This is a genomic window from Cytobacillus sp. MT66, from assembly GCF_058792595.1.
Genome location: NZ_JBXAFB010000003.1, coordinates 108,493 through 127,299, shown reverse-complemented (window position 1 = coordinate 127,299; position 18,807 = coordinate 108,493). Strand labels below are relative to the sequence as shown.

Annotated in this window: 23 protein-coding genes; 16 read left to right on the top strand and 7 right to left on the bottom strand. The window is 37.1% G+C overall.

Annotated features, from left to right (window positions below):
• Positions 1 to 236: 236 nt before the first annotated feature.
• From AC1Q59_RS06575 to AC1Q59_RS06525, 11 genes are all read left to right on the top strand, one after another.
• On the top strand, positions 237 to 1,187 hold the full coding sequence (locus AC1Q59_RS06575) for a metal ABC transporter solute-binding protein, Zn/Mn family (protein ID WP_492364999.1): 951 nt from the start codon (positions 237 to 239) through the stop codon (positions 1,185 to 1,187).
• Entirely contained in the window at positions 1,184 to 1,939 is a 756-nt protein-coding gene (locus AC1Q59_RS06570; RefSeq protein WP_492364998.1) for a metal ABC transporter ATP-binding protein, read from the top strand. The genes AC1Q59_RS06575 and AC1Q59_RS06570 overlap by 4 nt, the downstream gene beginning before the upstream one ends.
• The gene (locus tag AC1Q59_RS06565; RefSeq protein ID WP_492364997.1) at positions 1,917 to 2,837 is read left to right on the top strand and encodes a metal ABC transporter permease; all 921 of its coding nucleotides are present in this window, start codon (positions 1,917 to 1,919) and stop codon (positions 2,835 to 2,837) included. The genes AC1Q59_RS06570 and AC1Q59_RS06565 overlap by 23 nt, the downstream gene beginning before the upstream one ends.
• Positions 2,834 to 3,724 carry a metal ABC transporter permease gene (locus AC1Q59_RS06560; protein ID WP_492364996.1) on the top strand — a complete coding sequence of 297 codons (891 nt, stop codon included), beginning with the start codon at positions 2,834 to 2,836 and terminating at the stop codon, positions 3,722 to 3,724. The genes AC1Q59_RS06565 and AC1Q59_RS06560 overlap by 4 nt, the downstream gene beginning before the upstream one ends.
• Entirely contained in the window at positions 3,721 to 3,864 is a 144-nt protein-coding gene (locus AC1Q59_RS06555) for a hypothetical protein (protein ID WP_492364995.1), read from the top strand. Before AC1Q59_RS06560 ends, AC1Q59_RS06555 begins: the two co-directional genes overlap by 4 nt.
• A gap of 8 nt (positions 3,865 to 3,872) precedes the next feature.
• Entirely contained in the window at positions 3,873 to 4,235 is a 363-nt protein-coding gene (locus tag AC1Q59_RS06550) for a metal-dependent transcriptional regulator (protein ID WP_492364994.1), read from the top strand.
• Between the two features lie 212 nt (positions 4,236 to 4,447).
• Positions 4,448 to 4,972: a GNAT family N-acetyltransferase gene (locus AC1Q59_RS06545; RefSeq protein ID WP_492364993.1), complete on the top strand. Its 525-nt coding sequence runs from the start codon at positions 4,448 to 4,450 to the stop codon at positions 4,970 to 4,972.
• Positions 4,973 to 5,148: 176 nt separating this feature from the next.
• Positions 5,149 to 5,679 carry a CueP family metal-binding protein gene (locus AC1Q59_RS06540; protein WP_492364992.1) on the top strand — a complete coding sequence of 177 codons (531 nt, stop codon included), beginning with the start codon at positions 5,149 to 5,151 and terminating at the stop codon, positions 5,677 to 5,679.
• 138 nt (positions 5,680 to 5,817) lie between these two features.
• Positions 5,818 to 5,862, top strand: coding sequence for an erythromycin resistance leader peptide (locus AC1Q59_RS06535; protein WP_139251780.1), 45 nt, complete (start codon positions 5,818 to 5,820; stop codon positions 5,860 to 5,862).
• Between the two features lie 362 nt (positions 5,863 to 6,224).
• Positions 6,225 to 7,124, top strand: coding sequence for a putative RNA methyltransferase (locus tag AC1Q59_RS06530; protein ID WP_492364991.1), 900 nt, complete (start codon positions 6,225 to 6,227; stop codon positions 7,122 to 7,124).
• A gap of 38 nt (positions 7,125 to 7,162) precedes the next feature.
• Positions 7,163 to 7,552 (top strand): cupredoxin domain-containing protein, encoded by a 390-nt coding sequence (locus tag AC1Q59_RS06525; RefSeq protein ID WP_492364990.1) that lies wholly within the window; start codon positions 7,163 to 7,165, stop codon positions 7,550 to 7,552.
• A 248-nt stretch (positions 7,553 to 7,800) separates the two neighbouring features.
• On the opposite strand, the gene AC1Q59_RS06520 is transcribed toward AC1Q59_RS06525, so the two are convergent.
• Together AC1Q59_RS06520 and AC1Q59_RS06515 are read right to left on the bottom strand one after the other, a co-directional pair.
• Entirely contained in the window at positions 7,801 to 8,598 is a 798-nt protein-coding gene (locus tag AC1Q59_RS06520; RefSeq protein WP_492364989.1) for an HAD family hydrolase, read from the bottom strand.
• A gap of 224 nt (positions 8,599 to 8,822) precedes the next feature.
• Positions 8,823 to 9,149, bottom strand: a complete 327-nt coding sequence (locus AC1Q59_RS06515; protein ID WP_492364988.1) for a hypothetical protein — start codon at positions 9,147 to 9,149, stop codon at positions 8,823 to 8,825.
• A gap of 274 nt (positions 9,150 to 9,423) precedes the next feature.
• Here AC1Q59_RS06515 and panE point away from each other — a divergent pair, with 274 nt between their 5' ends.
• Entirely contained in the window at positions 9,424 to 10,335 is a 912-nt protein-coding gene (panE, locus tag AC1Q59_RS06510; RefSeq protein WP_492364987.1) for a 2-dehydropantoate 2-reductase, read from the top strand.
• A 133-nt stretch (positions 10,336 to 10,468) separates the two neighbouring features.
• On the top strand, positions 10,469 to 10,672 hold the full coding sequence (locus AC1Q59_RS06505) for a hypothetical protein (RefSeq protein ID WP_492364986.1): 204 nt from the start codon (positions 10,469 to 10,471) through the stop codon (positions 10,670 to 10,672).
• Positions 10,673 to 11,005: 333 nt separating this feature from the next.
• Here AC1Q59_RS06505 and AC1Q59_RS06500 read toward each other — a convergent pair whose 3' ends face one another.
• Positions 11,006 to 11,692 carry a YjjG family noncanonical pyrimidine nucleotidase gene (locus AC1Q59_RS06500; protein ID WP_492364985.1) on the bottom strand — a complete coding sequence of 229 codons (687 nt, stop codon included), beginning with the start codon at positions 11,690 to 11,692 and terminating at the stop codon, positions 11,006 to 11,008.
• A 251-nt stretch (positions 11,693 to 11,943) separates the two neighbouring features.
• Here AC1Q59_RS06500 and AC1Q59_RS06495 point away from each other — a divergent pair, with 251 nt between their 5' ends.
• The gene (locus AC1Q59_RS06495) at positions 11,944 to 12,333 is read left to right on the top strand and encodes a hypothetical protein (RefSeq protein ID WP_492364984.1); all 390 of its coding nucleotides are present in this window, start codon (positions 11,944 to 11,946) and stop codon (positions 12,331 to 12,333) included.
• Positions 12,334 to 12,377: 44 nt separating this feature from the next.
• Here the strand turns inward: AC1Q59_RS06495 and AC1Q59_RS06490 are convergent, their stop codons facing one another.
• The 3 genes from AC1Q59_RS06490 to AC1Q59_RS06480 all read right to left on the bottom strand — a co-directional run bounded on the left by AC1Q59_RS06490 (position 12,378) and on the right by AC1Q59_RS06480 (position 13,998).
• Entirely contained in the window at positions 12,378 to 12,770 is a 393-nt protein-coding gene (locus AC1Q59_RS06490) for a DUF1259 domain-containing protein (protein WP_492364983.1), read from the bottom strand.
• A gap of 228 nt (positions 12,771 to 12,998) precedes the next feature.
• A complete protein-coding gene (locus tag AC1Q59_RS06485) occupies positions 12,999 to 13,538 on the bottom strand; it encodes a flavodoxin family protein (protein ID WP_492364982.1) in 540 nt (179 codons plus the stop codon).
• 163 nt (positions 13,539 to 13,701) lie between these two features.
• On the bottom strand, positions 13,702 to 13,998 hold the full coding sequence (locus AC1Q59_RS06480) for a hypothetical protein (protein ID WP_492364981.1): 297 nt from the start codon (positions 13,996 to 13,998) through the stop codon (positions 13,702 to 13,704).
• Between the two features lie 192 nt (positions 13,999 to 14,190).
• On the opposite strand from AC1Q59_RS06480, the gene AC1Q59_RS06475 reads away from it, so the two are divergent.
• Positions 14,191 to 15,618, top strand: coding sequence for a PQQ-dependent sugar dehydrogenase (locus AC1Q59_RS06475; protein ID WP_492364980.1), 1,428 nt, complete (start codon positions 14,191 to 14,193; stop codon positions 15,616 to 15,618).
• Between the two features lie 380 nt (positions 15,619 to 15,998).
• Here the strand turns inward: AC1Q59_RS06475 and AC1Q59_RS06470 are convergent, their stop codons facing one another.
• Complete coding sequence (locus tag AC1Q59_RS06470; RefSeq protein ID WP_492364979.1) at positions 15,999 to 16,766, bottom strand: SurA N-terminal domain-containing protein; 768 nt, start codon at positions 16,764 to 16,766, stop codon at positions 15,999 to 16,001.
• A gap of 291 nt (positions 16,767 to 17,057) precedes the next feature.
• Between AC1Q59_RS06470 and AC1Q59_RS06465 the strand changes: the two genes are divergently transcribed.
• Positions 17,058 to 18,806 (top strand): ABC transporter transmembrane domain-containing protein, encoded by a 1,749-nt coding sequence (locus tag AC1Q59_RS06465; RefSeq protein ID WP_492364978.1) that lies wholly within the window; start codon positions 17,058 to 17,060, stop codon positions 18,804 to 18,806.
• Position 18,807 lies beyond the last annotated feature (1 nt).

Below are 18,807 nucleotides of genomic sequence, written 5' to 3'. Positions count from 1 at the left end.
TTTCATAAACGGAAAATCGTTTTTTAAAGTGAAAATGCAAGACCAATATATTCCAGCTTATCCATGGTTTCATATGGCATTAACCAGCTGGAAAGACTTAAAGCCTAAAATTTTAAAAATACAGAAAACTATCTTGACAATTTTCTCCCAGACCATTAAATTTGCATTAAGGAAACTTTTTTATATTAAGTAAAAAGGTTGTCCTTAGTCCAATTTTTAAAAAGTGGAGGAAGAAAATGAAAAGGTGGATTAAAAAAACTTGTATTGTGGTGATTGCCGCGGCGATATTTTTATTGGGGGCTTGCAGCTCAGATACGATGACTAGTGACATTGATTCAGATCGCATACAAATTGTAACAACAATTTCCCAAATCGGTGAGCCTATTGAAGTGATTGGTGGAGACCGGGTTGAAGTGAAAAGCTTGATGGGTCCAGGGGTTGATCCTCATTTATACAAAGCGACACAGGGAGACATTAACAAATTACAGAATGCAGACATCATTCTTTACAGTGGTCTTCATCTTGAAGGGAATATGGGGGAGATCTTTGCAAAAATGAGTGAAACCAAGACAACAATGGGTCTTGGTGAGTCCTTGGACAAAGAAAAATTATTGATGGATGAAGATGGTGCCATTGATCCGCATATCTGGTTTGATATTGATCTATGGAAAGAGGCGCTAAATGTTGCAGTAGAGGAGTTAAAGAAACTTTCACCAGAGAATGCTGATTATTTTGATGAAAACAAACAGGTGTATTTTTCTAAGTTAGATGAGTTGAAAAACGAAGCTGTTGAAAAAATTACGAGTATTCCAGAAAAGCAGCGTGTGCTTGTTACAGCGCATGATGCATTTGGGTATTTTGGCCGGATGTATGATATTGAGGTGATTGGTTTACAAGGCTTGAGCACCGAAGATGAAGTCGGACTTTCTGATATTCAATCCACAGTAAAATTACTTATTGAAAAACAGGTTCCAGCTGTGTTTGTTGAAAGCAGTATTAATCAAAATTCGATTCAAGCAGTGATTGATGGTGCATCTAAAGAAGGACTCGAGGTCACTTTAGGCGGAGAGCTATTTTCTGATGCTATGGGTACAAAAGGAACTGAAGAAGGGACATATCTTGGAATGTACCGTCACAATGTCAATACAGTTTATCAGGCACTGACAGGAGGGGCTAAAAAACAATGAATGTGTTGGATGTGAAAGGAATGTGTGCATCCTATCGGAAAAATACAGTTCTTAATGATGTATCGTTTTCTATTCAGCCAGGATCGCTTACGAGTATCGTTGGACCTAATGGGGCGGGAAAATCAACATTAATAAAAGCATTACTTGGATTACATCCAAGCTTATCTGGTTCGATATCATTCTTTGGTTCACCTTTGAAACAGGTGAAAACACGGGTAGGATATGTTCCGCAGCGAGGGTCTGTTGATTGGGATTTCCCGACAAATGCATTAGATGTCGTCATGATGGGAATGTACGGCCAAATTGGCTGGCTAAAGTGGCCGAATAAAATTCATCGGCAAAAAGCTTTGGAGGCGCTTGAAAAAGTGGGGATGGCTGCCTATGCTCAAAGGCAAATCAGTGAACTTTCGGGTGGACAGCAGCAGCGTGTCTTTTTGGCGAGAGCACTTATCCAGGAGGCAGATTTATATTTCATGGATGAACCCCTTGCAGGTGTTGATGCCTCAACAGAACGTGCCATAATGGCTATATTAAGACAATTAAAAACAGAAGGGAAAACTGTATTGGTTGTGCACCATGATTTGCAGACTGTAATGGATTATTTTGATCATGTCTTATTTTTAAACCGTACAGTTATTGCACATGGCAAGACGGACTCAGAATTTACAGCCGAAAATATTGAAAAAACGTATGGAGGAACTATTCGCTGGCTGAAGGAGGGAATCGGATATGCCAATCCTATTAAGCAGTAACTTTCAGTGGGTATTATTAAGTACGATGCTGCTTGGTATGGCTTCAGGATTCATTGGGTGCTTGGCCTATTGGAAACGTCAAAGCCTAATGAGTGATGCCCTATCCCATGCCGCCCTTCCTGGCATCGTTATCGCTTTTATGATTTTTCAGGAAAAAAACTTCTTTGTTTTAATTGTTGGAGCCGGTCTAAGTGCCCTTTTTGGAGCTTTTCTCATTCAAACGATTAAATCGTCTTCAAGAATTACTGAAGATACTGCGATGGGCATGATTTTAGCGGTTTTTTTTGGAGGCGGCATTGTTCTATTGACGATGGTAAATCGAAGCGGCAATGGAAATCAGGCAGGGCTGGACAGTTTTATCTTTGGTCAGGCAGCCTCTATGGTTGAAAAAGATGTAACACTGATGTCACTCCTTGCTTTACTAATCATTTTCATTGTCTTTTTGGGATTTAAAGAATGGAAGCTGTTTTTGTTTGATCCTGAATTTGCTAAAGGGCTAAATCTTCCCCTAAAAGGGATGAATATCCTTTATTTAAGTCTTCTTGTGCTTACTATCGTGATTGGCATTCAGGCAGCTGGTGTCATCCTGATGTCGGCCTTAATTATTATTCCTCCAGTAAGTGCCCGTTATTGGACACATTCGTTTAAGAGGATGATGTGGCTATCTGCTATATTTGGCGGCGGTTCAGGGGCAATTGGCACCACGATTAGTTCGCTTGGTTCAGGCTGGCCAACGGGTCCGTTTATTGTCACGACATCAGCGGTCATATTCTTGATTTCCTTGTTTTTCGGCTTGAAAAAAGGTCTTGTCATAGAATATTTGATGCTTCGGAACAAGAAAACAGAGATCAATCAAAAACTGGTCGAACCTTTTGTGGCAAAGGAGGGAAAGCAATGACCTATACGTTATGGATACTCCTTACAGCTGCCCTTGTTGGCGTATCATGTGGTTTGGCTGGTGTTTTCTTAATTCTAAGAAAAATGGCCATGATGGCTGATGCTATTAGTCATACTGTCCTCCTTGGAATTGTAGTCGCCTATTTACTGACACATACTTTAAGTGGAATTTACATGCTGATTGGAGCTGTTTTAACAGGGATTTTGACTACATTTCTTGTTCAATGGTTTCATTCAAGGAATGTCCCGCAGGATGCCTCAATTGGTGTAGTATTTACAACTCTTTTCGCCATTGGCGTCATCTTAATTGCCACCAAGACAGGAAATGTCCATCTGGATGTCCAGCACGCCTTAATGGGGGAAATTTCTTTTATTCCATTAAATGTGATGATTATCCCCGTTATTGGAGAGGCCCCTATTGCCACTTTCATCTTACTGTTTGTCCTGCTTTTAGTTATTCTGGTCCTTGGACTATTTTATAAGGAATGGAAAATCACTTCTTTTGACCCTGCCTTAGCGGCTAGTCTTGGGATTCCTGTCCTGCTGCTGCACTATGTATTTATGACGCTTGTTTCCGTTACAACCGTCGCTGCGTTTGATGCTGTAGGGGCCATCATGGTGGTTGCTATGCTGATTGTACCAGCAGCTTCTGCCTACCTCTGGACAGACCGGCTTTCCCTAATGCTGGTATTAAGTAGCTTTTTCGGAATATTGTCAGCGGTCATGGGCTATTACTTTGCTCTTTGGATTGATTCTTCCATTTCTGGATCGATGGCATTTTCAACAGGGATTGTGTTTTTGCTCAGCTTTATCTTTTCCCCCAAACATGGAATGCTGGCCAATCGGCTTCGGCCATCAGTTGTTAAGAAAGAGGAGGTCAAAACATGAAGCCAAGTATACGCATCCAAAGGAAAATTCTCACCTACTCTTTTCTGTTTAAAGTTCTTGGGATTATTGATAATGACGAATATATTCGCATTAAAAAATGCTTCCTTGTAAAGGAAAAGATCAATACGAAGGTAGAGTGACTTAACCGATGAACTCACCAGTTGAGGAAAGATACCTATATGAAATTTATCATTCGGTGATGAAAAATGGGTATGCCCGAATTTTAGAATTAGCTAAATTAATGAATGTCACGGCATCCTCTGTGTCAAAAATGGCGAAAAGACTCGATGAAAGAAACCTGATCCTATTTGAGCGCTATGGCATTATTACCATGACCGAAATGGGAATCGCTAAAGGGAAAAAATTAGCTGAAAAGCCCGACATACTTGTTCAAGTCTATCGAATGTTTGGTATAGAGGATGAATATGTCGAACAAGAAGTGAAAAATATAGGAATCTTTATTAGTGACTATGTAGTTAAAAAAATGGAGCATTTTTTGAGGCCCCAATAACCAATCTTTTGTCAGACCTTCTGTCTATATATAGGAAACTAAAAACTATTAATATATTTTGAAAGCTGCCATATTGATGGCAGCTTTTGCGCATTAATGGGGTTATGATTTTAAACATTATTATCTTTTAGGAATGAGAAAAATGTAAAAAATTCTTATCATCCGTGAAATGGTAGTATAATATGAACCCTATAAGGTAGAGGGGTGAAAGCATGTCAGCACAGGAAAAAGTGATGATTCGGAAGGCTCTAATTAAAGATGCCCAAGCGGTACTTGATATTCATCGTGAAGTCATTCGTGAAAAGAATTATTTTATAGCGGTTTCAGAAGAGTTCAATAAAACAGTAAAAGAGCACGAGGAATGGATAAAAAAGATAATCGAGCATGAAAGGGAAACGATGTTTGTTGCAGACATAAATGGAAAAGTTGCAGGCTGGATTGTGTTCCTGTCACAAGAGAGGAAGAGGATGCACCATACAGGTTCCATCGCCATCATGCTTCAGAAAGACCATCGAAATAAGGGAATCGGCAAGCTTTTAATCAATGAGATCCTTTCATGGGCCACACAGCATCCAGTAATCGAAAAGGTCTCATTAGCCACATTTTCCACAAACTCCAGAGCCATAGACTTATATAAAAAACTGGGGTTTGTCGAAGAAGGGCGTAAAGTAAAAGAGTTTAAATTTAGTGATCATGAATACGTAGATGATGTCTTAATGTATAAGTTGGTTAAATAGGTAAAAAGGGTATATTTTAAAGGGAAAAGTTGATTCTGTGGTGTATTATGCGCTTTAGGGTGCTTTTTGGCTATTAAAAATGTAATTTAAGTTTTTGCATATTACTTCTCCATAATTTCTCCTTATTTATTTGATAGACTTCTGTTTGTCATTAAAAATAAGGAGGTGGAACAAGGATGAATATAAAAACAACGATTTTATCTGTTTCACTTATTTCTATTGTATTAGCTGGCTGCGGACAAACAGGTTCAAATGACGAGGCCGCGTTAGAAATTGATAATATCAAAGAATTAGTGAGTGATTACAGTGCAGGGAACAATAAGAGTGATACTGCTTCCATTACTTCTCATGAACTGATAGTGAAAAAAGAGGATGCAGACGAATTAGTCTATGACCTATCAGACGAAGAATTTTTCGTTTCTATTGCACCATATGTTGACCAAACTCACCCTTGAACGAATCATAGCTTGACAGGTTGTCAAGGTGAATTAGCTGATAAAGAATTTGATGTATATATTGAAGATACGGAAGGTAATGTGATTTTAGACGAAAAAGTGAAATCACAAGCTAATGGGTTTTTCGATTTATGGCTCCCAAGAGATAAATCATACCAAGTAAAGATTACGTACGATGGAAAAGTATCAGAATCAGAAATCTCAACTTCTAAGGATGACGGTACTTGTATTACAACCATGCAGTTAACTTAAAGGCACCTATATAGGTGCTTTTTTCTATGAATATTTATTTTTAGGATGTGTTAATTAGTATTATTAACTTTGACTTTTTTTAAGAGAGAATCTATAATAATCACTGTACTTTGATATTTATAGGAGGATTATTAAAAAATGACACATTATATGAGACTACGATTCCCAACTTTGAACCAGTAATTAAATACGTTCAAAGACTCTGTTTTGTGTATACAGAGTAAACGGGATTAGTCTGTCCTTTTTTAATAATCTTCATTTCATATTATAAAAACACATTTTTTGCCTAATCAGCAAATTTACCATGTGTTTTCTTAAACTATCGTCGTGCAGTGATAGTAAAAATATGTAATGTTAAGAAAGGCTGATAACTCTGCCTTTCTTTATTTTTGTCTAATTTACCTTCTATTGTTTCTCAAAAGGAAGGTTTATTTGAGGACGGCTTCTATCAGCTCAAACCCAATAAGGATGGGTCTTCTTCCCTTTACTCTGAAATCACAGGCAGATCGCCTGTGATTTTTTTATTATCTGAAAGGAAGAAAAACATGACTAAAAAAATAAAGAGCATCGAAGTTTTTAAAGAATTTGTAGAAGCATTTAGATGTCCACACTGTAAGGGTCCTCTTCAGGTTATTGATTCAAAAAGCTTGAAATGTACAAAAAATCATACTTTCGATTTTGCTAAGCAAGGATATGTAAACTTAATGACTCATCCTTCTAAAAGTCACTATGATAAAAAGTTATTTGATGCAAGGCAGAAAATCATTATGGAAAGTAACTTATACACATTACTTCATAACAAAATTTCTAAAGTTATAAAGGGATATTTTGATGAGCATCCAACATTTCCCTTTTTAATTCTTGATGCGGGATGCGGTGAAGGTTCACACTTACACAAGATTCTAGATGAATGCAGGAATACAGCAATAACAGGGGTTGGATTGGATATTTCAAAGGATGGCATTGTAATGGCCGCCAAGAAATATCAAGAACCCATTTGGCTTGTAGGTGATTTAGCTAAATCACCATTAGAAGATCAATCGTTTCATCTCATTCTAAATATTTTATCGCCATCAAATTACAAGGAATTTAAAAGAATATTAGTACCGAATGGCCTTGTCATCAAGGTGGTCCCGCGCCCGGGCTATTTGAAAGAAATACGAGAAGTATTTTTCGAAGACACAGCAAAAGTAACTTACAAAAATGACGATACGGTAGAGCTATTTAAAAGACATTTCAAGTTAATAGATGTTCTTAATCTATGTTATACAAAAAGATTGAATAAAGCAGAACGAATTAATTTAGTTCAAATGTCACCTCTTTCTTGGAACGCAGAAAAAACAGATGTTGATTCATTTAGTAATCAGGTTTCATCTGATATTACAGTTAATTTAGATATATTAATTGGTACATTAAATTCCCATTTAAGTGATAAGACCTTATGAATTGGAAAAAATAAAGTATAAGAAAGGAGGGATTACGATTGTTTGTGAAAAAGTGTTTAACAGGATTGGCAGTTTTTCTAGCGATGATTGTATTTGTGAGCACGGCAGGCTCACTAGACGTCTTTGCTGAATCCGGCGCTGTCACTGCGCCTATGGAGACGGTGAAATCGACGGAGGTTGAATTAAACGATGATTACTTTAATCCGAAAGACATAACGATCCCGGCTGGAACAACTACAAAGCTGATATTGAAAAACAAAGGGGTGAAAGTCCACACCTTCACAGTGAGTAAGCTGGGAATTGACACCGAGGTTCAGCCAGGAAAAGAAAAAATTATTACGGTGGAACCAAAACAGCCCGGAACATATGAACTGATATGCAAGTACCATTACCAAGAAGGAATGGTTGGAAAAGTAATCGTCAAATAGCAATCAGAGGCCAATAGGTTCTTTCTTACTCAAAATATCCCCAGCTTTAGGAGAGAAAGCAGGGGATTTTTGCATTTTAATTGACTTGGGATTTAATAAAAATACTAGTTGATTAATTTGTAATATATTATAGAAGGAGAAGAAAATCTTTATAACGAAGAACGAAAAAAATGAGAAATAAACGTTTTAAAATAACTCTTTTAATAATTTCAACTTCTATTTTTTGTTATCGGTTTATAAAAAAACCTTTAAATAACTTTTGATTCATATGATTTAAGAAGATAACGTTCTATAAACTCAGCTAATCCATCATTTTCGTGGTGTCCTGTAACAAAATCAGCTGCTGCCTTTATCTTTTCGCTGGCGTTCCCCATTGCGACACCTATACCGACATGATGAAGCATCTCTATATCATTAGGTCCGTCGCCAATGGCTGCGACTTCTTTAGGACTCATTCGAATATCGGTAAGCAAGCCTTGTATGGCAGACCATTTAGAAACATAAGGTGCAACTAGCTCAAATCCATCCTCCCAATCGATGACTTCTGCTTCCTTTTTAAACATTGCAGACAGTTTAGGGCTTGGTACACCTGTTCGAACACTATATTTAAGTACATCTTGATAATTTGCATGTCTTAAATCGCCAATATACCGTGGCGGAATTTTCCCAACTTTTGTCCAATAATCAATTTCTTCATTTGTTTCCTTACAATAGAGCCCATTAGCTGTATGGATCAAAACATTACAACGACTTTTAGTGGTTAGATGATGAAATCGCTCTTCATTTACTTGGACGGTTTTCATTTGCAACAGTCTTCCTGACCCTGCTTCGTGAATGGCAGCACCATTCAAACAGATCATCGGGGTTCGTAAACCAATTTCTTTATGGTAAGGAGCGGTTACTTCATAGTGTCGGCCAGTGGCTAGAAAAACCTTAACACCTTGATTCATGAGTCTTTGAATGGCCACGATATTTCTGCGGGAAATGGAGTTTGAAGCTTTTAACAGTGTACCATCCATATCAATAAACATTGCACGCACATTCATTAATTCTGCCTCCTCTTTTGTTGCCTAACCCAATCCTATCATCTTAATATTAATCACCAGTAAACTTAGTGTATAGATTAAGTAAAGTTTATTGGGAATCAGAAAGAGGTGTTTCTGCAAGATAAAATAACATAAAGAACCTTTACCCGATTTTTAGGTGAAGGTCCTTTATAATTAACATCTTTATTTAGATTGTACACTTGAACATCCTGTTAAGCTGAATATTATTTACTAGATTCCTCTGTATCCTCATCGCCGCTTGCCGGATCATCATCAGGCGCCATTTCACTTTCTGCTGGTTCTTCGGGAGTCATTTCATCCATTGGCTCTTCCTCGGGAGTCATTTCACTATCTGCCGGTTCTTCAGGACTCATTTCATCCATGGGCTCTTCCTCAGGCGTCATATCACTATTCACTGGTTCATCTTCAGGAGTCATTTCCATATTTGCCGGTTCCTCTTCAGGGTTCATCTCTTGACCATTGCCACAAGCAGAAAAAAGCATTAGGGAAAGTACTGAAACCGCTGGGATCAAAATCGTTTTAAAATTCATTTCTATTCCTCCTTCATATGTTTTGAATCGCCATCTAAGATCACGACAGAGAGTATTTTCAACTCCTTCCTTTCAAATCTAAAACTATTATATACAAGCTATTTTGAAAAAATTGTCGACTATGTAAATATTAACCTGACCTTAATCTGATTGTTAATCTATTTACATTTTGTAATAATTTCATTTAATTGATCATGCAAGTCCGAAATGGCCGCCAAGAACTATTTAATAGTGATATAATATTGTTAAAATTCTGTTAAGAGGAGTTTTGTCTATGCGTATTTTGGTTTTAGGAGCGGGAGGAATTGGCGGCTATTTTGGCGGCCGTTTAGCAGAAAAAGGAGAAGACGTTACTTTTCTCGTTCGTTCGAAACGAAAACAGCAGCTTGAAAAAACTGGTTTAGTTATTCACAGTGTCAAGGGTGATTTCTCTTTTGTACCAAAATTAATAACAAAATCGGATAAAACCGATCCATTTGATATCGTGTTACTTTCAACAAAAGCTTATCATTTAGAAGAAGCAATAAACGATTTGGGCCCATTTGTCGGTGATAACACGGTCATTATTCCATTATTAAATGGTGTATCTCACCTTTCTCCACTAAAAGAGGCATTTGGTAAAAAAGTGATTGGCGGCTTATGTACTATAGAAACAACATTAAATAATTCAGGCGAAGTTGTGCAGTCGAGTGCTTTTGATCAGCTTGTATTTGGTGAACTTGAACATCAAGAAACAGATCGAATACATCAAATTGCTGATACATTCAGTGGAACAAAAGCCAGATTTGTTTTGAGTAATAAAATTATGCAAGACATGTGGCATAAATATTTATTTATTACCGTTATGTCAGGTGTTACGACACTTATGCGTGCACCAATGGGACCGATTCGTGATAGCGAGGGCGGCAGAGCCTTTATTAGAGATTTGTATACTGAAGCAACAAAGATTATGAGAGCGTGCAATGCTCCAATTGCTGATAATATTGAAGAAGAACAAATGAAGTCAATAGATAAACTATCATATGATTTTAAAACTTCTATGCAGCGGGATATGGAAAAAGGTTTACTTATTGAAGGGGAGCATTTACAAGGAAATTTGTTGGAATTAGCAAAGCAATTTCAAATAGAAGCACCAATCTTAAAAGTTATTTATCAAAATTTAAAAGTATACGAAAAGATGCTGTAACATATTGTGGCCTGTTACACAGCAAAAGAGAATGTGGGTGACGTTCTCTATTTGTTGTGTAGCTTGACCACTGCAAATCATTTCTATTTCTGCTGAATATTTCGTGGCATGCAAGTTAAAAGGGGGCTATATAATGAAAAGGATTTGTAATCAATGCCAAACTGAAATGATAAAAGATTGTAAAGTTCATGTTGAATATGACCTGTCTGGAATTACGATTAGTCAAAAGCGTAAAGGACTTTTCAAAAATGTTTCTGCAAAGACTAAAGCAGCTGTATGTCCAAATTGCGGGAATGTAGCTTTCTATATTGATGATTACCAAATATTTAATAAATAATTAAAAACGCTCAGAGGACTATAACTTTATATGTGTTTTATTCGTAATTTAGCGTGCGATTTCCACTGTGGATTAGAGTGCTATTTGTACCGAATTTTGTCTTCTTAGAGCAGTATCATGTGTCTCCATCGATTGCAAGCTTTTCTTTTTCTTGTCACTAAATAACTCCTATTAAGTTGAGTGCTGCTTTTCCAGCCATTCAGTCATAATGCAAACTCCAGCAGAATTCCTTTCAAACACTTTTTCTGCAAATGCATCAACCCAAAATACTTCATAATTTTACTTCAATAATTTATTTATCCGATAGTGAATTGGAAAAAAGGAATCATGCACTTATTCTATAATCTCTAACAGGCTTTCTAATTTACTTATTTCGTAAGTAGGTTTTAAAGATGTATTATTCTCCTTGTATTTGGGATTGAACCAGCATGTATCAATACCATAGTTATTTCCGCCCTGAATATCAGAAGTCAACGAATCGCCCACCATTAGTACGGTGGATTTATCTTTAATCTGCAGCTTATCAAAAGCATAATCAAAAATTCCTGTGTGTGGTTTTTGGAATCCAGTAGATTCAGAGATAATAATATGTTCAAATATACCTTCTAACGGGGAATTATTAATTCGTGCTGTTTGTACGTCTGTGTAGCCGTTCGTTATAATGGCTAAGCGTTTATGCGAAAGATCACTAATGACTTTTTCAGCTCCTTGAACGAGGTGAGTTTGCTCTCCAAGAAAGCCTAAATAATCCTCATTGAATACAACGGCGTCAAGTTTAAGCTCATGTTTTAAAAATAATCTCCTAAACCTCTCTGAACCAAGTTCATCTAGGTTCATTTTTCCATTTTCTAAATCTGTCCATAACCCTTTGCTAATTTCTTGGTAACTCTTTTTATATAGCTTCAAGCTATTAAATAAATGATATTGATCAAAGACTTTATTAAAAGCCACTTGCTCTGCTTTAGTAAAATCAAAAAGTGTGTCATCTATATCAAAAAAGATAATATCGTAATTCTTCATTTTTTCCCTCTTTTTAATACTGTTAAGGAAGCCTTATTCCAAAATTTATATTTTATTATCATTCTTCCTTTGAATGTACCACGAACTTGACGGCAAAGTACACTAAATATCCTGTTTTTAGCCTTATCAGCATAAATTAATTAACAGTTTAAAATATTTTCATATGATAAAGGAGAACTAAATTTTTGAAAAAGAAATTTTGGGGATATCAGAAATATAAATAATACAAATGGAAAAAGGGGTGAAACATTTTGTGTTCTTCCCATAATTATATTGAACAACATGCTTATGAAATGTCCAAAAGGATATGGGAAAATTCCGCATACAAACCAATTAAGCTTGAATTCGCAGGTGGCACCAGTCTTGATCTCAAAAACCAGCCGAATTACTGGGATAGTTTTAACAAAGAAATGGCTCATACGACTGTCTTAATTACAAAGATCGTTTTGGAAAGTTCAGAAGGAAAACTTTATTCTGTAGAACCGAATGATAATGGACTAAGGTTTGCAAAAAGAGAAATCACTTATAAAGAATATAAAATGCTTCAAAAGAAAGAGAATATTAACGGGGCTGTAATTTTTACTGCAACGATATTTGTTCTTTTTACATTTATGTCAGTGTTAATAAAGTTCCTTCTTTAAAAGATGAAATTGACCTTTACAAAAATATATAAATGACTAAAACTCTATTCTTTTAATAATCTAAAAGCGTTTGCTACTTTATTTGCAAATGCTAGCGGGGGTTCAATAGATTGAAAATGAACATATAGGATAGTAGGATTCGTGTAAAGCCAGTGATTATGCACAGCACTTACTATTATTCCATTGTTGAGAAGAGCCTTTGTAAATAAAGGGACTTCTTCTTCAAGAAGGACAGTTTCTCCCAAATTTAGTGCGTTACCTAAATGATCCAGTGATTCAAACATTAATTCAGCATGAAGTTCGCCATGACTCGGGCGCCCTTGAATAGTAACCTGAAGATTGCGTCTTATTTCAACAGAACAAACGCCGTTTTTCATTTTCGGTTTTTTATTGAACACCTGAGCATACTGCTGACAAAGTGTATTAAAATTGCTCATATGAAATCAACCTCGCTATTTTTAACTTTAATTCAGCGTATGTGTAGGCAAAAGTTTGGTAACTTGTTTTCATGCAGATATTTTTCAGTGATCCCAGCAAGGATTTTGAAAAACAAAAGAACAAGTTTCAAAACTGTGAGGACTATTGAAATTAGAAATAGCCGATACATCATGTATTCGGCTATTCCTGGTTCATTTGAATGTGAAACGATTTATTTCAACAATGGTTTATTGTAATTTTTTTCGAAGTTGCTCAGCTGCAAACAGTGCTTTCAAGTCTTTATCTATATCACCCGGTCTGTTTCCTTCTCCAATAATATATCCTTCAAATGTGATCCCTACAAAGTCAAAGATATGCTGAAACTGCTGAATCATTGGTAAACCTTTCGTGTATGGATTATCTCCGCCCACAGCAATCACATATGCTCTTTTTTGAGATATTTGCTTTTTAAAATCGGGATACTTTGAGTCTCGTAAAGTCTGGGACCAACGATCAATAAAATTTTTCATGATTCCTGTCATGCTATACCAATAAATCGGTGTAGAAAAAATAAGAACATCATGTGGAAGAATACGATCAATGATCTGGTTATAATCATCATTGACTTCAGAAAATCCCTCCTCCGCATGCCGTTTATCTAAGATAGGTTCAATGGAATAATCCTTCAGATATATCTCTTTCGCCACTAATCCCTGAGTCGCTGCCTTTGTTAGCGCTTCCGTATTCCCGTCTGGACGGGTTCCGCCGTAAATTACTGCAATGGTCATCAGTCATTCCTCCGTTTTATAGTTGATTGTTATTTACTAATTACTATTTTATAATACGACTCAAAAACTATAAAACGAATTATATCGATTGGTTTGATTGATTTGATTGATAATTACGATTTAGGGGGAGAGGCTAATTTTAGGAAAAAGAGAATAAAGGAAATTAAGTCTTCCCTTTCTTGGCTTTTCTTTTTTTGTAAGCAATAATTGTGGTTTTTAAAGATGCAAAACTTCCGATGGCCGCATATCCGTAAAACCATCCCATAAATAAACCAGCAAGTAAATGGCCTTTGTGACTAATAAAAACAGAAATAAGCAAACCGAGAAATAAAGCTATTGTGGGAACCCAAACAGGTTTAATGTGGAAGAACTTTTTTAACAGCTGCGTAAGGATCATGACAACAGGGACAGCAATGACGGCATCCCAAAAATTAGTATGTATGGTTGGAAAGAGTTCCATAAAGACACCCCTAAATGAATGTGTTTTTATGTATTTTTAACCATTAAGAAAAATCTATACTTTTTCATAACAAAGGAGTTGGAATAACAGTCCCAGAGGATGGGCGTAACCTCTGGACCTAATTGAATACTAATAGCACACTTTTAATCATATTGTTATAAAAGAAAAGAATGAAAAGGGGTGTGAAGTTAGTTGGCAAACGTTAAGGTTCGTTTACTGCCCATTGTAAGTAAAATAAATTTACCCACTGTTTTGAAAACAGCGATACTTCCGGGAGACTCCGTAGAAAGATTATTTATTGCTACCCAGGCAGGAGAGATTTTTTACATAGGAAACGGATATATAAGAACTTTTTTGGATATTCGTCCCCAAATCTTAAAGCTGGGTACTTCTGAGCCAGGCGTTTCTAGAGGCGGATATGACGAAAGAGGTTTGATTGGACTAGCGTTTCATCCCCGGTTTTATTATAACGGTCTGTTTTATCTTCATTATTCAGCAGCTGGAACACAAGGCCCAGGTGCCCTTTCTGAACCTTTTTCCCCTGAACCGTGTAATCCCAAAACTTTAAATCTAAAATGGGGAAATAGAGAAACTCAATATGATCATATCGATACCGTTGAAGAATGGATTTTACAGGCAAATGGTCAGCCGCAAAAACGGCGAACATTGCTTAACATAAGAAGGCCATTTTTTAATCATAATGGTGTTAACAGCTTAAACTTTTCCCCTGAAACCGGGAAACTTATTTTAACAACAGGAGATGGCGGAGCTGGTTATGATCCATTTAATTTAAGCCAGGATGATATGGAAATCGCCGGTAAAATAATTGAAATCGATATAGATAAAAATACATTTATCAATCATCCACCCGTCGTCACACGTTTTAATGAACTTTCCGCATCTATTCAAGAAACGCTTACGGTAATGGCCAAAGGGGTTCGCAATATAACAGGCATTTCATTTCAAAGGTTTAATAATGGGTATATTAAATATGTGGGAAATGTCGGACAGGACGTAGCAGAGTCAATTTTTTCTTTCGTACATTATCAGCCAATTCCGGTTACCAGGCTAGTTCAAGCCTTTTCAATGAATACCGAACCTAACCAAGAAGGATTTATTAACTTTGGCTGGCGAGGGTGGGAAGGTGTTTTTCCTACTTCTTTTATTAGGAGATGCGATGCAAATCCATCTTTAGATGAGAAGACAATCGCTTATTACAATGAAGCGATAAGTTCTTCAGTGAAGCGGATTCACCCTTTAACTAGTTATTTTCATAAAGATCCTCGACCCGATAAGTTTGGAGGAACGGCACTTACGGGAGTGCAAGCCTATATGGGGAAAGGAATCCCCGCTTTAACGGGAAGCGTTTTGTTTACCGATCTTGCCCGAAAGGAATCACAAACGCCGGTTAAAGGGGTTTTGGCTTACACAAGGGTAAGAACAGATGGTAAACTAAATGATTTTAGTGTGATTGAAACCGATTATGATTTTGGGTCCCAATTAGCTTATTATGTTAGTTTGGGAACAAATCTGGATCAAACAAGACTATTTTTAGGGGTTTATGGCTCTATGAAAGTGACTGATTTAAACCAAGGCACGATTTTTGAAATTGTCCCTTGATATAAATGATACGATCTTATTGCCCTAGCTAATTAAAATTGATTCTGACAGGAGATGGGGGAACCTAGCTCATCCAGTCAGAATGGAGGTCTGATTCTGACAGGAGAGGGGAGAATTCAGTTTATCTAGTCAGAAAAGGCGGTTTGATTTTGACAGGAGAAGGGAGAATTCAGTTCATCTAGTCAGAATGGCCCTATGATTCTGACAGGAGAAGGGAGAATCCAGTTCATCTAGTCAGAATGGCGCTATGATTCTGACAAGAGAGAGGGAAACCTAGCTCATCCAGTCAGAATGGCGTCCTAATTAGGACTGTCCATCATCAGCCTAATGAAAAAAGGTCAGCCTGTAAAAACCGGCTGACCTTTTTTATGTGAAATATCTTAAATCTTGATATCAATCTTTGCATTTTTCTTTAATTCATCAACCTTCTGTACGAGTTTTTCCTGCTGTTTTTGCTGTTGAAGAGATTGTTCGATTTGCGATTTCACTTCGTCAAGCTTTGGCACTTCTTGTCCAGAACTTTTTCCTTGTTCAGCATATTGATCATACATGCTTTGAATTTCCTTATCGGTTATTTTATCAACCGGCACTTCTTTCTCAATGTACTGATTAAGTTTAATATCGTCAGCTATTTGAGTCTCAAGTGTTTTGATATCAATGCCCGCTTGTTTTAGAGCATCTTTTAATTCTTTTTCTGATTTAAATTGTTTTTTCATATCGTCAAGCTGCTTATTAATATCTGCCTCTGAAGCTTTATAGCCTTTTTTATCCGCCTCTTGAAGAAGAAGAGTTTGTCCGACTAAGATATCAATTGTTTGGTTTTTCACCTGCTCAGCCCCTTCTTTAGAAGCAGGATCTTGTCCCATTTGCTGCATTTGTCCTTGAATAGATGCTAAAACATTATTATAGTCTTTGCCTGCAATTTCTTTATCATTGACTATGACAACAGTCTTCTTTTCATCTATTTTCTGAGCGTCCAATTTCTTCTGTATTTCTTCCATTTGCTTTTGCTGTTCCTTCTGCTGATCAGTTTGGGCTGTTTTTGCTTTTTGATCATTTTTAGCATCTTTACTTTCTTCATTTCCCCCGCATGCCGTTAAAACAACGGCCATTATACCAGTTAAAAATATAAGCATTAATTTTTTCATAATCGATCTCCTTCCTGAGACTAAAAGTATAATCTCACATAGTGGCATTATAAAGGAAATCTAACCGAAAAGAAAAATAATAAGCCTTTTTTAATTTATTTATAATAGGATTGAAACATTTAAATGATATGGAAGCTTAAAAAAGCTAAGATCCTTGAGATATTATAATATTTTTGCAAAGAACTAATAAGGTTTCACATTAGTGTGATTGTCTTTAGAAATATCTTCCTTATTTTTGAAATTTTTGATAAACTAATGTGGCTGTGATGACTGTCATGGGGGATATTTTTAATGAAGGTATTTTTAGATTTAATGTGGTTTTTTAAGAAAGAGAAAAAGGCTTATCTGGGCGGGATACTGATTTTGCTTCTAGTTGCCTTGCTGCAGCTGATTCCGCCGAAGGCAGTTGGGGTCTTTGTCGATCATATCAAAAACAATACCTTAACCACGGGGATTATGCTGCAATGGCTTGGAATGATCATAGCTGCTGCTTTATTGATGTATATCCTTCGCTATTATTGGCGGATTATGATTTTCGGCTCAGCCGTCAAGCTTTCCAGAGAGCTCCGATCGAAGCTATATCAGCACTTTACCAATATGTCGCCCTCTTTCTACCAGAAAAAACGTGTCGGTGACTTGATGGCACATGCAACGAATGATTTGCAGGCTATTCAGCAAACAGCAGGCCAGGGGGTTCTGACCTTTGTCGATTCGCTTGCCACTGGCGGCTTCGTTATTATTACAATGGCAGTTACTATTAGCTGGAAGCTTACACTGATCGCACTGATTCCGATGCCATTGATGGCGCTCCTGACCAGCTGGTATGGAACAATGCTTCATAAACGATTTTATACGGCACAGGAAGCTTTTTCCTCACTGAATGATAAGACACAGGAAAGTGTGACAGGAATTAAAGTAATCAAAACATTTGGCCAGGAAAAAGAGGATATTGAGGATTTTAGAAAACTGTCTGAGGATGTAGTGAAGAAAAATGTAACCGTTGCCAAGGTTGATTCTCTGTTTGATCCGACCATTTCCATTATTGTGGGGATTTCCTATTTTTTATCGATTGCCTTTGGGGCGAAATATGTCATCAGCGGGGAATTAACGATTGGTCAGCTCGTCTCCTTTACCGCTTATTTAGGACTTCTCATTTGGCCGATGCTTGCCTTTGGCTGGCTGTTTAATATTATGGAACGCGGGCGCGCCTCGAATGACCGTGTAACAGCGCTTTTAGCAGAAAAAGCTGAAATTACAGATTCGCCAGATGCCCTTGATACCATTCCCAGCGGAGAAATACAGTATAAAATCTCAAATTTTACCTATCCGGGGGATTTGAACCCTCTCTTAAAGGATATTTATTTTACCCTAAAAAGAGGGGAAACTCTTGGCATTGTCGGGAAGACTGGTGCGGGAAAAACAACGCTTTTAAAACTGATGATACGTGAATTTGAAGGGTATAAAGGGGATATTTTATTTGCCGGCAGACCCATCACACAATACAAGATTGAAAGATTAAGAGAAGCGATTGGGTATGTGCCGCAGGATCACTTTTTATTTTCGGCAACAGTGGCAGAGAATATTGCTTTTGCCAAGGCTGATGCGAAAACGGAGGATATTTATGCTGCAGCAAAATTGGCGAGCATCCACGAAGACATTCTGCAGTTCACGGACGCCTATCAAACGGTTGTTGGCGAAAGAGGAGTTTCGCTTTCAGGCGGGCAAAAGCAGCGGATTTCCATTGCCCGAGCCTTATTAATGGATCCTGAATTATTAATTTTAGACGATTCGCTTTCTGCGGTTGATGCAAAAACAGAGGAAGAAATCTTAGCTTCATTAAGAGAAAATCGCATCGGAAAATCGACCATCATAACAGCACATCGCCTTAGTGCGATTCAGCACGCAAATCTCATTATTGTTCTGGATGAAGGAAGAATTATTCAGCGGGGTACCCATGAACAGTTAATGAAGGAAGCTGGCTGGTATAGGAAAATGTATGTACAACAGCAGCTTGAAGAATTGGTGGAGCAGGGGGGATAGA

Excerpts from the sequence above, each read along its gene's own strand:
- AC1Q59_RS06560 (WP_492364996.1), top strand. The coding sequence starts at position 2,834 with ATGACCTATACGTTATGGATACTCCTTACAGCTGCCCTTGTTGGCGTA.
- AC1Q59_RS06570 (WP_492364998.1), top strand. The coding sequence starts at position 1,184 with ATGAATGTGTTGGATGTGAAAGGAATGTGTGCATCCTATCGGAAAAAT.
- AC1Q59_RS06550 (WP_492364994.1), top strand. The coding sequence starts at position 3,873 with ATGAACTCACCAGTTGAGGAAAGATACCTATATGAAATTTATCATTCG.
- AC1Q59_RS06465 (WP_492364978.1), top strand. The coding sequence starts at position 17,058 with ATGAAGGTATTTTTAGATTTAATGTGGTTTTTTAAGAAAGAGAAAAAG.
- AC1Q59_RS06515 (WP_492364988.1), bottom strand. The coding sequence starts at position 9,149 with ATGAATTTTAAAACGATTTTGATCCCAGCGGTTTCAGTACTTTCCCTA.
- AC1Q59_RS06505 (WP_492364986.1), top strand. The coding sequence starts at position 10,469 with ATGAAAAGGATTTGTAATCAATGCCAAACTGAAATGATAAAAGATTGT.
- AC1Q59_RS06530 (WP_492364991.1), top strand. The coding sequence starts at position 6,225 with ATGACTAAAAAAATAAAGAGCATCGAAGTTTTTAAAGAATTTGTAGAA.
- AC1Q59_RS06575 (WP_492364999.1), top strand. The coding sequence starts at position 237 with ATGAAAAGGTGGATTAAAAAAACTTGTATTGTGGTGATTGCCGCGGCG.
- AC1Q59_RS06500 (WP_492364985.1), bottom strand. The coding sequence starts at position 11,692 with ATGAAGAATTACGATATTATCTTTTTTGATATAGATGACACACTTTTT.
- AC1Q59_RS06545 (WP_492364993.1), top strand. The coding sequence starts at position 4,448 with ATGTCAGCACAGGAAAAAGTGATGATTCGGAAGGCTCTAATTAAAGAT.
- panE (WP_492364987.1), top strand. The coding sequence starts at position 9,424 with ATGCGTATTTTGGTTTTAGGAGCGGGAGGAATTGGCGGCTATTTTGGC.
- AC1Q59_RS06565 (WP_492364997.1), top strand. The coding sequence starts at position 1,917 with ATGCCAATCCTATTAAGCAGTAACTTTCAGTGGGTATTATTAAGTACG.
- AC1Q59_RS06470 (WP_492364979.1), bottom strand. The coding sequence starts at position 16,766 with ATGAAAAAATTAATGCTTATATTTTTAACTGGTATAATGGCCGTTGTT.
- AC1Q59_RS06520 (WP_492364989.1), bottom strand. The coding sequence starts at position 8,598 with ATGAATGTGCGTGCAATGTTTATTGATATGGATGGTACACTGTTAAAA.
- AC1Q59_RS06485 (WP_492364982.1), bottom strand. The coding sequence starts at position 13,538 with ATGACCATTGCAGTAATTTACGGCGGAACCCGTCCAGACGGGAATACG.
- AC1Q59_RS06480 (WP_492364981.1), bottom strand. The coding sequence starts at position 13,998 with ATGGAACTCTTTCCAACCATACATACTAATTTTTGGGATGCCGTCATT.
- AC1Q59_RS06555 (WP_492364995.1), top strand. The coding sequence starts at position 3,721 with ATGAAGCCAAGTATACGCATCCAAAGGAAAATTCTCACCTACTCTTTT.
- AC1Q59_RS06490 (WP_492364983.1), bottom strand. The coding sequence starts at position 12,770 with ATGAGCAATTTTAATACACTTTGTCAGCAGTATGCTCAGGTGTTCAAT.